Genomic DNA, 13,179 nt, shown 5'->3' on the forward strand with positions numbered 1-13,179 from the left:
GGGGCTGGTGTCTTATGTCTTTTTGTGGTTTTTTTCCCAACAAGGGGAGAAATCGCACGTGTTCAGCTTTGGCGACATCATGTCAGAGGCTTTTGTCCTGATCCTCAATTGGGATCGGAACCTGAGCGAGATCGTTGCGCTGTCGCTCCGGGTGACGCTTTCCGCTGTTTTCTTGTCCTGTCTCATTGGACTGCCCCTGGGCGCCTTGGTCGGCGCATTCCGCTTTCCGGGGCGGGGCATTCTGACGGTCCTGCTCAATGCGCTGATGGGCCTGCCGCCGGTGGTGGTTGGGCTCTTTGTCTACCTCATGCTTTCCGCCTCCGGCCCGCTTGGCCCCCTGCAATTGCTCTACACGCCCTTGGCAATGATCATCGCGCAGACGATCCTTGTGACGCCCATCGTCGCGGCACTCACGAAACAGGTGGTCGAGGATCTGCACGGCGAATATGCCGAGCAATTCGCCTCCATGGGCCTGCGCGCCTATGACCGCATCGCCGCCTTGCTTTGGGATGCGCGCTATAGCCTGATGACTGTCGCACTGGCGGGATTTGGCCGCGCGGTGGCCGAGGTCGGCGCGGTGCTGATCGTGGGTGGCAATATCAATCATGTGACCCGCGTGATGACCACCACCATCGCGCTCGAGACGTCCAAAGGAAATCTGGAACTGGCATTGGCGCTGGGTGTGCTGTTGCTCTCCATCGCGGTGATCGTGAATGCGGTGGTCATGGCGCTCCGGGCCTCTGCGGTGCGGGCGGCCTATGCGTGATACGGTGATGGATATGATCCCGGCACAGGTCGCCACAAGCGCTGCGTTGCTCGAGGCGCGTAACCTGTCTTTCGAGGCAGGAGGCAAGCGGCTCATTGACGGTGTATCCCTGACAATCCGCGAAGGGTCGCGCACTCTGATCATGGGGGCGAATGGCGCGGGCAAGAGCCTGCTTTTACGTCTTCTGCATGGTCTTTTGCCACCCTCTGCCGGGCAGGTTTTGTGGCGGGGGGCAACCCCGGATCACACCGCGCGACGTGCGCAGTCGATGGTGTTCCAGCGTCCCGTGATGCTGCGCCGGTCGGTGCTGGCCAATCTCAATTTCGCCCTCTCAATGCATGGCGTGCGCGGTGCGCAGCGGGCGACAGAAGCGGGGCGCGCGCTCGATATGGCCGGGCTGACCGATCTGGCGCGGCATCCTGCGCGCGTTCTCTCTGGCGGAGAGCAGCAGCGCCTCGCCTTGGCACGCGCGCTCATTGGTCAGCCGCACCTGCTTTTTCTTGATGAACCCACCAGCAGCCTCGATCCCGCCTCGACGCAGATGATCGAGTCTCTGATCGACGCGGCCCATGCGCGGGGTGTGACCATTGTCATGGTCACCCATGATATGGGTCAGGCGCGTCGGATGGGAGATGAAGTGATCTTTCTGCACGCGGGGCAGGTGGCCGAAACCGGCCCGCTTGATCAAGTCCTTCGCCACCCCCGCTCCGAGGCCGCGCGCGCCTGGACCGAAGGGCGGCTCTACACAAACTCAACCCTCTGACATCCAACCGAACAGGGAGTGTTCCATGCTCAGACGTCATTTTTTTTCGCTTGCTGCCGGTGCGGCACTGGCCTTGGGCCTGGCTGGATCCGCGCAGGCGCAGGATCAGTTCATCGTGGTGCAATCCACCACATCGACGCAGAATTCCGGTCTGTTTGACCACATTCTGCCAATCTTTCAGGACAAGACCGGGATCGAGGTGCGCGTCGTGGCCGTAGGCACCGGGCAGGCGATCAAGAACGCCGAGAATGGCGATGGCGATGTGCTCTTTGTCCATGCCAAGGCATCCGAGGAAAAATTCGTGGCCGATGGGCACGGGCTGAAACGGTCGGATGTGATGTACAACGATTTCATCCTGGTTGGGCCGCCCGCCGATCCGGCAGGTATCGCCGGGACCAAGGATATCACGGCGGCCTTGACCAAGGTCGCAGAGACCGAGGCACCCTTTGCCTCGCGCGGGGATGACAGCGGCACCCACAAGGCAGAATTGAAACTGTGGAAAGACGCAGGCGTCGATGCCGCCGCCGCATCTGGGGCGTGGTATCGCGAGACTGGCTCCGGCATGGGGGCCACGCTCAACACCGGCACGGCGATGGGGGCCTATGTGCTGACCGACCGCGCGACGTGGATATCCTTTGGCAACAAGGGCGATTACCAGATCTCGGTCGAGGGTGATGATCGCCTGTTCAACCAATATGGCATCATTCTCGTGAACCCGGAAAAGCATGCGGGCGTCAAGGCCGAGGCCGGGCAAGCGTTCATTGACTGGGTTCTGTCGGAAGACGGCCAACAGGCCATCGCCGATTACAAGATCGACGGCCAGCAGTTGTTTTTCCCGAACGCGGGCGGCTGACCCTGCGCGGCAGTCTACAGAGCTCTCCCCAAGGAAGTTTGAAATTTCCTTGGGGAGGCGCGGCCTCAGGCGGAAATCCAGCGAACGGTGCCGAGTGCGCCCAGATCATAGCCTCCAAGCGCCGCCGCCTTGGCAATCATCGTATCCGACCGCATGAAGGCGACAAGGCGTTGCACGGGTTCAGTGAAATAGGCGCGGCGGTCGATCAAAAGATCGAACCGCTCTTGCACCAGGGGCCGGAACACCAACCGAAACTGCCGCGCCATTGAGTCGATCCCCAACGTCGCCTCTGCCTCACCCGCCGCTACGGCGGCGGCGGCGTCGCTCTCGGTGTGCGCGGGGCTGGCAGGCGTCAGGATGTCGCCGGGCACTAATCCGGACTCGGCCATCATTCGGTCAAACAGCGTCGTGGTGCCTGCCCCCTCTTGTCGCAGGATCACACGGCGACCACGCAGATCGCCAAAACTCTGCACCAGATCGGCCACAGCGGGCGTCAGAATCAGACCGCGCATCCGTTCGGCCCAGCCGATCAGCACCGCATCGCGCAACCCACGCGCCTCTATGGCGGGAATGTTCCAGTCGGTATCGCCCGGAATATGCAGCCCCGTCAGAACCGCGCGCCCCTCGGCAAAGACCTCCAGCCCGTCATGGCTTCCGTTCCAAAGAGTGGCAAGGCCCGCACCACTCTCGCGCAGAGCCCAATCGAGCAACGGATCATGCGAACCGGTCACGAGCGCCATCCGCTCTGTCGGCAGCGTGACACCAGTACCCTCAATCCAGCACATCAGTTCATTGTGTGGAAACAAGAGCTTGCCGGTGATCTTGCGATGCGGAATCTCGCCCGTGGCGACCATGTCGTAAACTCTGCGCTCTTTGACTCGCAAGAGGTCAGCAACCTCTTTGGTTGTCAGATAGGCGGGGATGTCATTGTCCATGAGTGAGTGTCGATCATGCATAAGGAATTCCAATGCTGCGTTCCTATCGCATCTCTGCGCGGAAATCAGCATCAAACGCATCCTTGTTTTGTCTTGTATTGTGACGCTTGCCGGAGCATCATATTCATAAATGCGAATAAATAAGGGAAGACGAAACCATGCATTTCAAGCGACGTCAAATCCTGGCTGCGATAGGTGCCACCACGCTTGTCGGCCTGCCGCGCCCCGGCTTTGCTGCGACCGAACTGACATTGGGCAGTGCTAAGATCACCACCCTCAGCGATGGCAATCTCGTGCTGCCGATGGCGTTTCTGTTGGGTAACCTGCCCGCTGCCGATGCCGCCCCTGTTCTGGCGCAGTACGGCATCACCGGTGACACGGTAGAGCCGCCTTGCAACCTGACACTGTTGCAGGATGGTGACCGAACGGTGCTCTTTGATGCCGGGTCCGGGTCTGGTTTCATGCCCACAGCGGGCAAGATCCTCGAGGCGCTCGATACCATTGGGGTCAGCGCCGATGCCATCACCCATGTGCTCTTTACCCATGCGCACCCCGATCACCTCTGGGGCGTGCTGGATGATTTCGACGATCCGGTGTTTGCCAATGCCAGCTATATGATCGGGCAGGCGGAATGGGAGTATTGGACCGATCCCGCCACGGTCGAGAGCATCGGCGCAGAGCGCGCCAGCTTTGCCGTGGGCGCGGCGCGGCGGCTGGCGGCGATTGAGGATCAGATGGAGTTCATCAGCGGCGGGCAAGAGGTGCTGCCGGGTATCCTCGCGCATGACACACCCGGCCACACGCCGGGGCATATCGCGTTTGAGGTTCGTCAAGGCACCGAGGCGGCGCTGGTGGTGGGCGATGCCATTGGCAACGGTCACCTGGCCTTTGCGCGGCCGGATTGGGCCAGCGGATCGGATCAGGATGCCGAAACCGGCATTATCACGCGCACGCGGCTCTTGGACCAACTGGCGACCGATCAGATGGCCATGGTCGGCTTTCACCTGCCAGACGGCGGTCTGGGTCGGGTAGAGCGCGATGGCGATGCCTACCGTTTCGTGGCGGAGGTCTGAGATGCGGCGCGCAACTCTCGCCGTTCTGCTCTCTGCCGCCGGCTTGGCCTCGGCGAGCGAGGATATCCCCGACCAATATCCCGCATCGCTGCTCTATTCCAAGCCGGTCGAAGTGATCCCGCATGTCTGGTCCGCCATCGGTGCCACCGCCCCGCCGACCTATGAGAATGCGGGGCACAACAATAACCTCAGCTTTATTGTCACGGGTGACGGGGTCGTGGTGATCAATGGCGGCGCGTCCTATGGGCTGGCCAAGGCGCTGCACGCTGAAATCAAGGTGATCACGGATCAACCCGTCAAGCTGGTCTTTAATGAGAACGGTCAGGGTCATGCCATGCTGGGCAATTCCTATTGGGCCGAACAGGGCGTGCCGATCGTGGCGCATGAGGATGCCGCCGCCGAGTTCGAGAACCACGGCGGCAGCGATCTGGACACGGCGCAGCGTGTGACCAAGGAGCAGGCCGAAGGCACAAGCGTCGTGCTGCCGACAGAGACATTCAGCGACGCGTATCTCGTCGAGATGGGCGGTTTCCGGATCGAGGCGCGCTATCTGGGACCAGCCCATAGCGCGGGGGATATTGTCGTCTGGCTGCCAGATCAAAGACTTGTCATCTCGGGCGACATGGCGTTTCACGAACGCATGCTGCCGATTTTCCCCGACACGATCACGGCGGATTGGCTGGAAACTTGGGATAGCGCGTTCGAACCACTGGAAGCCAGCTATGTGATCCCCGGCCACGGCCATCCCACCAACATGGATCAGGTGCGCCGCTATACCAAAGGCTATCTGGAACATCTGCGCGCCCAGATCCGGGCGCATATCGATTCGGGCGGCGACCTAGCCGGGGCGTATTACGTCGACCAATCCGCCTATACCCATCTTGATACGTTCGAAGAGTTGGCCACCAAGAATGCGGGCCGGGTCTATGAACAGATGGAATGGGAATAGCGCATTAGCAAACGGCCCCCACATCGCCTGTGGGGGCCTTCATGCTCAGTCCTTGACGAACATCTTGCGCGGGCGGTTGCAGAAGGTTTCTGCCGGGCCCGTGTCCTTGATCAGGATGGATTCGGTGATTTCCAGACCCCAGTCGGACATCCAGAGCCCCGGCATGAAATGGAATGTCATTCCCGGCTCCAGCACGGTTTCATCCTCGGACCGCAGGGAAATCGTGCGCTCGCCCCAATCGGGCGGATAGCTCAGACCGATGGGATAGCCACAGCGCGCGCCACGTTCAATGCCAGCACGCTCCAACGGGGCGGCCAAAGCATTGGCGATGTCACAGGCGCGGTTGCCTGCCTTTGCGGCCTCTAGCCCTGCCTCCAGCCCCTCGATCAGCGCCTTCTCAGCATCAAGCAGGAACTGCGGCGGCTTGCCCAGAAACAGCGTGCGGCAGAAGGGCGCGTGATAGCGGCGGTAACAGCCCGAGATTTCAAAGAATGTCGCCTCTCCCGTGGCAAACTCGCGCCCATTCCACGTCAGATGCGGCGCGGCGGCGTCTGACCCTGACGGCAAGAGCGGCACGATGGCCGGATAATCACCCCAAGCGCCCTCGACCCCACGGATGGCATCACGGAAAATCTCGGCCACGATCTCGTTCTTTGGGATGCCCGGTTCGACCCGCTCCATCAGCCCATCGGTGATCTTTTCCGAAATGAGCGCAGCCTTGCGCATAAAGCCAAGCTCTTCCTCGGATTTCACCGTCCGTTGCCAGTTCACCAGCGCGGTTGCGTCGAGAAAGGTCGCGTCGGGCAATTCCTCGCGCAGGGTCTGCATCGCCTTGGCGGAGAAATAGTAATTGTCCATTTCCACACCAATGCGTTTGTCGGCAAGACCCATCCCCTTCAATCGCTCCGCCAGATCCTGCATAGGATGGCGTTCGGTCGATTGCACGAAATTGTCGGCATAGCCGATCACCCGGTCATCTGTCATCCAGACGGTGCGCACGCCGCCATTGGCATCCTGATTGCGGCCCCACCAGATCGGGTCGGCCTCTGGAAAGACCAGCACGCCCTGATGCACATAGAAGGACCAGCCGTCATAGCCGGTCAGCCAATGCTGGTTTGACGGGTCGGTGACAAAGAGCGCGTCAAGGTCAAGCCGGGCCATGGCGGCGCGGGTTTTTTCCAACCGGCGCTGATACTCCTGAGCCGAGAAGGGCAGGTCTTTTTCAATCATGTCGGGGGTCCGTATCTAGAATGTCCCGGTCATACTTGGGGGTTTGTCTTGGGCTTGCCCCAAGAAATGCGCCCCGTTTTGTCGTTTTCAGACCATCTCGTGCCGCAGAGTTGACGCTAGGCTTGCCCCAACGCAAGCTGCGCGCGATCAGCTGATGGGAGAAAACAATGCAGCCTGTTCTGGCCGATATTCTTGCTGCGGCACAGGTGATTACCGGTGTGGCGGATCACACGCCGCTGGTGCCCTCGCCCTTTATGAGTGGCGTTTTGGGCGCTGACTTCCTGCTCAAGCTGGAGAATATGCAACCCATCGGCGCCTTCAAGCTGCGCGGCGCGCTCAATGCGGTGGCGGGTGCGCGGGATGCGGCGGGCGTTACCTGTTGCTCGACTGGCAACCATGGGCGCGGCGTCGCCTATGCAGCGCGGGCACGCGGTTTGCGGGCGGTGATCTGTATGTCGGACCTGGTGCCACAGGCCAAGGTGGATGGCATCCGCGCGCTGGGGGCGGAGGTGCGGATCATTGGACGCAGTCAGGATGCTGCCCAGGCCGAGGCCGAGCGGCTGGTTGCTGAGGAAGGGTTGACCGAAATCTCGCCCTTTGATGATCCGCTGGTCATCGCAGGTCAGGGTACCATCGGGCTGGAAATCCTAGCGGCGCGCCCGGATCTGGAAACGCTCCTCGTGCCCTTGTCTGGTGGGGGCCTTGCAGCGGGGGTGGCGCTGGCCGCCAAGACGATCAGACCCACCCTGCGCGTGATTGGGATTAGCATGGACCGGGGGGCCGCGATGTATGAAAGCATCCGCGCAGGTCACCCCGTTGAGGTTGAAGAGGTGCCAAGCCTTGCCGATAGCCTTGGCGGTGGGATTGGCATGGCGAACCGTCTCAGCTTTGCCATGTGCCGCGAGTTGCTGGACGAGGTGATTCTCGTGAGCGAAGAAGAGATTTATCACGCGATGCAGGTGCTCTATTACGAGGATCGGATCGTGGCAGAAGGGGCTTGCGTCGTGGGCCTTGCCGCGGTGCTGAGTGGCAAGGTTGCGCCCAAAGGGCCAACGGCCACCATCATCACGGGCCGCAATCTCGATATGGCGCTCTTTACCAAGGTGATAACCGGGCAGACCGTGATTTTGGGCGACAAGGTGATTGAGGGCAAACCATATGACACATGATATAAGGATCGTGACAGAGGCCGAGTTGCGCGGAGCGATCAAGCTCGACCGAGAGACGGTCAAGGTGATCGAGCAGGCGTTTGCCGCGCTCTCGGATGGCGGCGTTGTGATGCCGCCGGTGATGTCGATGGATTTGGCAGATGTGCATGGCGAGGTGGATGTCAAAACCGCCTATATTCCCGGCTTTGATGGCTTTGCAATCAAGGTCAGTCCGGGTTTTTTCGACAATCCCAAGCTGGGTCTGCCCAGCCTCAACGGGTTGATGATCCTCTTTTCGGCCAAGACCGGGCTGGTCGAGGCGGTGTTTCTCGACAATGGCTATCTGACCGATCTGCGCACGGCGGCTGCGGGAGCGGTGGCGGCGCAGCATCTCGCCCCCGAGGTGGTTCATACGGCGGGCATCATCGGCACTGGCGTTCAGGCACGGCTCCAGGCGCGGGCGGCGCGGTTGGTGCGCCCCTATGACCGGCTGCTCATCTGGGGGCGTGATGGTGACCGCGCGCGCGCCTGCGCGGCCGATCTGGCGGACCTCAAATGCGATATTCGCGTGATGGACAATCCCGCAGATGTAGTGTTGGCGAGCCAGTTGGTGATCACCACGACTCCGGCGCAAACCCCGGTGATCGAGTCGAAATGGCTGCATCCCGAATTGCATATCACCGCCATGGGCTCTGATCAGGCGGGCAAGAATGAGATTGACCCGCAGGCCCTGATCACGGCCGACCTTTACGTCGCCGACCGTGCGACGCAGGTCGAAAAACTGGGCGAGCTGCGCAGCGCGATCGAGGCCGGGATATGGACCAAGGGCGCGCCGGTCGAGTTGGGGGATGTGATCCGGGGTCGGGCGCGCGGGCGCAAGAGCGATGCCGAAATCACCATTTGCGATCTGACCGGCACAGGCGTGCAGGATACTGCGATTGCCACCCATGTGATGGACCGTCTCAAGGGACGTGACGTGGGCACGGTGATCCTTGCATGAAGCTGGATGCGCGCGATCTCGATATCCTGCGGGTGCTGGCCGATGAGGGCCGCATCACCAAGGCCGATCTGGCGGCGCGCGTCGGTCTTTCGGCCAGCCCGTGTTGGGAGCGTTTGAAGCGTCTCGAAGCGGCGGGTCTGATCGAGGGCTATAACGCCCGGATCGCTCTCAAGAAGTTGGGGTCGCATGTGACCGTCTTTGTTGCGGTGGAACTGGCGGATCACACGCCCGCCTCGTTTCGCGCCTTTGAAGACAGTGTGCAGCGCTATGGCGAGGTGACGGCCTGTTGGGCGTTGGGGGGCGGGTTTGACTATCTGATGCAGATCGTGACCCGCGACATCGACGCTTATCAGCGGCTGATTGATCAGATGCTGGAGGCCCGGATCGGACTGGCACGGTATTTCACCTATATTGTGACCAAGCCGGTCAAATCCCCGCGCCTGCCACCGCTCGAGATATTTTTCGAATGAAACATCTACGCTTTGGCGGTTCCGCAGACGAATAATCTGCAAACTTGTGAAACTTCAGCCACACACGGTGGCAATCACAGGACATTCTTTGGCGCAAAAGGAGCGCCTTCATGTCCGACTCAGCCATCTGGACCCGCAACGGGATCACCGACACACGCCTCGTGCGCAGCTTTGCCTATGTGAATGGCAAATGGGTGGGCGGTGACCACACTGCAACGCTTCCCGTCACCAATCCCGCCGATGGCCGTGCGCTGGGCGATGTGGCGAGCCTCAGTGCAGATCAGGCACATGCGGCGGTGGATGCGGCGGAGGCGGCGTTTCAAATGTGGTCTCTGACCCTGCCGCAAGACCGCTCTGTGCTGCTACGGCGGTGGTTCGATCTGATGATCGAGCATCGCGAAGACCTCGCGCGGATCATGGTGCTGGAACAGGGCAAACCCCTCAGTGAGGCGCGCGGCGAGATCAGTTATGCGGCGAGTTTCGTGGAATACTACGCCGAAGAGGCCAAACGCCCCAATATCGAGGGGGTCACAAGCCATCTGCCCGATGCCGAGGTGGAATTGTGGTTGGAGCCGGTGGGCGTGGCGGCCCTGATCACCCCGTGGAATTTCCCCGCAGCGATGCTCACGCGCAAGGCGGCGGCGGCGATGGCGGCCGGTTGCACGGTCGTTGCGCACCCAAGCGGTGAGACACCCTATTCGGCACTGGCCTTGGCGGAACTGGCCGAGCGCGCGGGCATCCCGGCGGGTGTGTTCAATGTGGTGACGGGACGTGCGGCGACGGTGGTGGAACCCTGGACGCAAGACGCCCGCGTGCGCGTCCTGAGCTTCACCGGCTCCACCAATATCGGGCAGTTGCTCTATCGCCAATGCGCCGGGACGGTCAAGAAACTGGTGCTGGAACTGGGCGGCCACGCGCCGGTGATTGTGTTCAAGAATGCCGATCTGGAAACGGCAGTGACGGAATCGATCAAGGCGAAATTCGCCACCTCGGGACAGGATTGTCTGGGCGCGAACCGGATTTACGTGGAGCGGCCTGTCTATGACGCTTTTTGCCGTCGCTTTGTCGAAGAGACGCAGAAACTGACCCTCGGGCGCGGCATGGATGATCCCGATATCGGGCCGTTGATGAACGAGAACGCGGTCAGAAAGCAGGAAGAGCATGTATCCGATGCGCTGACCCATGGCGCAACGCTCGCCTGCGGCGGTCAACGCGACGACCTTGGGCCGCTTTTTTATCAACCTACGGTTCTGATTGATGTGCCCGATGACGCAGCGATCATGCGCGACGAGACCTTTGGCCCGGTGGCGGCAATCACGCCCTTTGACACCGAAGAAGAGGTGGTGGCCCGTGCCAATGCCACGGAATACGGTCTCATCGCCTATCTGCATTGCCATGATCCGCGTCGCATCTACCGGATGACGCGGGCGCTGCAATTCGGCATGGTCGCGGTCAACCGCACCAAGGTGACCGGCGCACCGATTCCCTTTGGCGGGGTCAAGCAATCGGGTCTGGGCCGCGAAGGGGCGCGGCGCGGCATGGAGGAATTCATGGAGATCAAATATGTCTGCCGCGATTGGGCGTGAAGGTCGGGATTCGAGTATTTTTGGAACGATGAAGCTGGGGGTGTGCCCCCGAAGAAAGGAAACACGATGCTGCGCAACGACCAACTCGATCAATGGGATCGCGATAACTTTTTTCACCCTTCCACGCATCTGGCGCAATTCGCGCGCGGTGAGGCGCCGAACCGGGTGATCAAAGGCGGGCAGGGCTGTCATATCGAGGATCGTGACGGCAATCGCTTTCTCGATGCCTTCGCAGGGCTATATTGCGTCAACGTCGGCTATGGCCGCCAAGAGATTGCCGAGGCGATTGCCACCCAAGCGCGCGAACTGGCCTATTACCACGCCTATGTCGGGCATGGCACAGAGGCGTCGATCACCCTGTCGAAAATGATCATGGACCGGGCGCCCAAGGGGATGAGCAAGGTCTATTTCGGGATGTCGGGCTCTGACGCCAATGAGACCAACATCAAGCTGATCTGGTATTACAACAACATCCTTGGACGACCTGAAAAGAAGAAGATCATCAGCCGTTGGCGCGGCTATCACGGTTCAGGACTGATGACCGGTTCGCTCACCGGGTTGGAGCTCTTTCACAAGAAATTCGACCTGCCGTTGGCGCAGGTTGTCCATACCGACGCCCCCTATTATTTCCGCCGCGCCAATCTGGATCAGACCGAGGAGCAGTTCTCGGCGCATTGCGCCGCAGAACTGGAGGCGCTGATCGAGCGCGAAGGTGCGGATACCATTGCCGCCTTCATCGGCGAGCCGGTGCTGGGCACCGGGGGCATCGTGCCACCGCCCGCCGGCTATTGGGTGGCCATTCAAGAGGTGCTGAAAAAGCATGACATCCTGTTGATTGCCGATGAGGTCGTGACGGGCTTTGGTCGTCTGGGCACCATGTTCGGTTCGGATCATTATGGAATGACGCCGGATCTGATCACCATCGCCAAAGGCCTCACAAGCGCCTATGCGCCGCTCTCGGGCAGCATCGTCAGCGACCGCATGTGGACGGTGTTGGAGCAGGGCACGGACGAAAATGGCCCCATCGGCCATGGCTGGACCTATTCGGCGCATCCCATCGGGGCGGCGGCGGGGGTGGCCAACCTCAAGCTGCTCGATGATCTGAACCTGATCGCCAATAACCGCGATGTGGGCGGCTATCTCAATCGTGGCCTGGCCGAGGCGCTGGTCGCGCATGCGCATGTGGGCGAGGTCCGGGGCGAGGGGATGCTCTGTGCCGTGGAATTCGTCAAGGATCGCGACAATCGGGAATTCTTTGATGCCGCCGACAAGGTGGGCCCACAGATTTCCGCCGCGCTGGCGGCCTCAGGTGTTATCGCGAGGGCCATGCCGCAGGGGGACATTCTGGGCTTCGCTCCGCCCTTCTGTCTCACGCAATCCGAAGCGGACGAGGTGATTCACAAAACTACAAAAGCCGTGAAATCAGTCTTGGGATAGGCCAATACGCTATAAAACCTTTGCCGAGGCTCGCGTTAAAGCGGAGCGTGCCCCGGCGATTTGCAGGAAATTTGACTTATCTTGCTTGACTTGCAGGCGATTTGACCTGCGCGCGTCGGATTCGGGAAAAAAGTGCCGCAATCCGCTTGCATGATTAGGCCATTGACGTTTTAGTTTTCCCCGAACGCGGGGCAAACGCCCGCGACGATAAAAAAGATAGGGAGCCGACCTTGGCAGATACCGGGAACAACGATGCGTTCGTTGCGTTTGAACGTGTTCAAAAGAGCTACGACGGCGAAACTCTGGTTGTCAAAGATCTGAACCTGAGCATGCCCAAGGGCGAGTTCTTGACCATGCTGGGGCCGTCCGGGTCGGGCAAAACGACCTGCCTTATGATGCTGGCCGGATTTGAAACCGCCACGCATGGTGAGATCAAGCTCGATGGCATCAGCATCAACAACATCCCGCCACATAAACGCGGCATCGGCATGGTGTTCCAGAACTACGCCCTCTTTCCCCATATGACGATTGCCGAGAATCTCAGCTTTCCGCTTGAGGTGCGCAAGATCGGCAAATCCGACCGCGAGGCCAAGGTCAAGCGTGCGCTCGAAATGGTCGAGATGGGGGCCTTTGGCGGTCGTCGCCCTGCGCAACTTTCGGGTGGGCAGCAACAGCGGGTTGCCCTTGCACGCGCGCTGGTGTTCGAGCCGGAATTGGTTTTGATGGATGAGCCCTTGGGCGCGCTCGACAAGCAATTGCGCGAAAAGATGCAGTTCGAGATCACCCATCTGGCGCATAGTCTGGGAATCACGACGGTTTATGTGACCCATGACCAAACCGAGGCGCTGACCATGTCGGACCGCGTTGCAGTATTCAACGATGGCCGCATTCAACAGATCGCACCGCCGGATCAGCTCTACGAGAGCCCGCAAAACAGCTTTGTTGCGCAGTTCATTGGCGAGAACAACA

General features: G+C 60.7%; 13 protein-coding genes. 11 read left to right on the forward strand and 2 right to left on the reverse strand.

Annotation, left to right across the window (positions count from 1 at the left end):
- Nucleotides 1-58 precede the first annotated feature (58 nt).
- From ROS217_RS07240 to ROS217_RS07250, 3 genes are read left to right on the forward strand one after another with little or no spacing between them, the layout of a single operon-like run.
- The gene (locus ROS217_RS07240; protein ID WP_083781520.1) at nucleotides 59-766 is read left to right on the forward strand and encodes an ABC transporter permease; all 708 of its coding nucleotides are present in this window, start codon (nucleotides 59-61) and stop codon (nucleotides 764-766) included.
- Nucleotides 767-773: 7 nt separating this feature from the next.
- On the forward strand, nucleotides 774-1,529 hold the full coding sequence (locus ROS217_RS07245; protein WP_254656387.1) for an ATP-binding cassette domain-containing protein: 756 nt from the start codon (nucleotides 774-776) through the stop codon (nucleotides 1,527-1,529).
- Between the two features lie 25 nt (nucleotides 1,530-1,554).
- Entirely contained in the window at nucleotides 1,555-2,382 is an 828-nt protein-coding gene (locus tag ROS217_RS07250; protein WP_009817047.1) for an extracellular solute-binding protein, read from the forward strand.
- A 65-nt stretch (nucleotides 2,383-2,447) separates the two neighbouring features.
- On the opposite strand, the gene ROS217_RS07255 is transcribed toward ROS217_RS07250, so the two are convergent.
- Nucleotides 2,448-3,317 carry a helix-turn-helix transcriptional regulator gene (locus ROS217_RS07255; RefSeq protein ID WP_009817048.1) on the reverse strand — a complete coding sequence of 290 codons (870 nt, stop codon included), beginning with the start codon at nucleotides 3,315-3,317 and terminating at the stop codon, nucleotides 2,448-2,450.
- Between the two features lie 158 nt (nucleotides 3,318-3,475).
- Here ROS217_RS07255 and ROS217_RS07260 point away from each other — a divergent pair, with 158 nt between their 5' ends.
- Complete coding sequence (locus ROS217_RS07260; protein ID WP_009817049.1) at nucleotides 3,476-4,390, forward strand: MBL fold metallo-hydrolase; 915 nt, start codon at nucleotides 3,476-3,478, stop codon at nucleotides 4,388-4,390.
- A gap of 1 nt (nucleotide 4,391) precedes the next feature.
- A complete protein-coding gene (locus ROS217_RS07265) occupies nucleotides 4,392-5,339 on the forward strand; it encodes an MBL fold metallo-hydrolase (RefSeq protein ID WP_009817050.1) in 948 nt (315 codons plus the stop codon).
- A 45-nt stretch (nucleotides 5,340-5,384) separates the two neighbouring features.
- Here the strand turns inward: ROS217_RS07265 and doeA are convergent, their stop codons facing one another.
- A complete protein-coding gene (gene doeA, locus ROS217_RS07270; protein WP_009817051.1) occupies nucleotides 5,385-6,569 on the reverse strand; it encodes an ectoine hydrolase DoeA in 1,185 nt (394 codons plus the stop codon).
- A gap of 167 nt (nucleotides 6,570-6,736) precedes the next feature.
- On the opposite strand from doeA, the gene eutB reads away from it, so the two are divergent.
- From eutB to ROS217_RS07300, 6 genes are all read left to right on the forward strand, one after another.
- A complete protein-coding gene (gene eutB, locus ROS217_RS07275; protein ID WP_009817052.1) occupies nucleotides 6,737-7,738 on the forward strand; it encodes a hydroxyectoine utilization dehydratase EutB in 1,002 nt (333 codons plus the stop codon).
- A complete protein-coding gene (locus ROS217_RS07280) occupies nucleotides 7,728-8,717 on the forward strand; it encodes a cyclodeaminase (RefSeq protein WP_009817053.1) in 990 nt (329 codons plus the stop codon). Before eutB ends, ROS217_RS07280 begins: the two co-directional genes overlap by 11 nt.
- Nucleotides 8,714-9,187 (forward strand): Lrp/AsnC family transcriptional regulator, encoded by a 474-nt coding sequence (locus tag ROS217_RS07285; RefSeq protein WP_009817054.1) that lies wholly within the window; start codon nucleotides 8,714-8,716, stop codon nucleotides 9,185-9,187. Before ROS217_RS07280 ends, ROS217_RS07285 begins: the two co-directional genes overlap by 4 nt.
- A 110-nt stretch (nucleotides 9,188-9,297) precedes the next feature.
- The gene (locus ROS217_RS07290) at nucleotides 9,298-10,773 is read left to right on the forward strand and encodes an NAD-dependent succinate-semialdehyde dehydrogenase (RefSeq protein ID WP_009817055.1); all 1,476 of its coding nucleotides are present in this window, start codon (nucleotides 9,298-9,300) and stop codon (nucleotides 10,771-10,773) included.
- A 66-nt stretch (nucleotides 10,774-10,839) separates the two neighbouring features.
- Nucleotides 10,840-12,210, forward strand: coding sequence for an aspartate aminotransferase family protein (locus tag ROS217_RS07295; protein ID WP_009817056.1), 1,371 nt, complete (start codon nucleotides 10,840-10,842; stop codon nucleotides 12,208-12,210).
- Between the two features lie 230 nt (nucleotides 12,211-12,440).
- A partial coding sequence (locus ROS217_RS07300; RefSeq protein ID WP_009817057.1) for an ABC transporter ATP-binding protein occupies nucleotides 12,441-13,179 on the forward strand: 739 nt, incomplete at its 3' end.

Source organism: Roseovarius sp. 217 (assembly GCF_000152845.1).
Classification (GTDB): domain Bacteria; phylum Pseudomonadota; class Alphaproteobacteria; order Rhodobacterales; family Rhodobacteraceae; genus Roseovarius.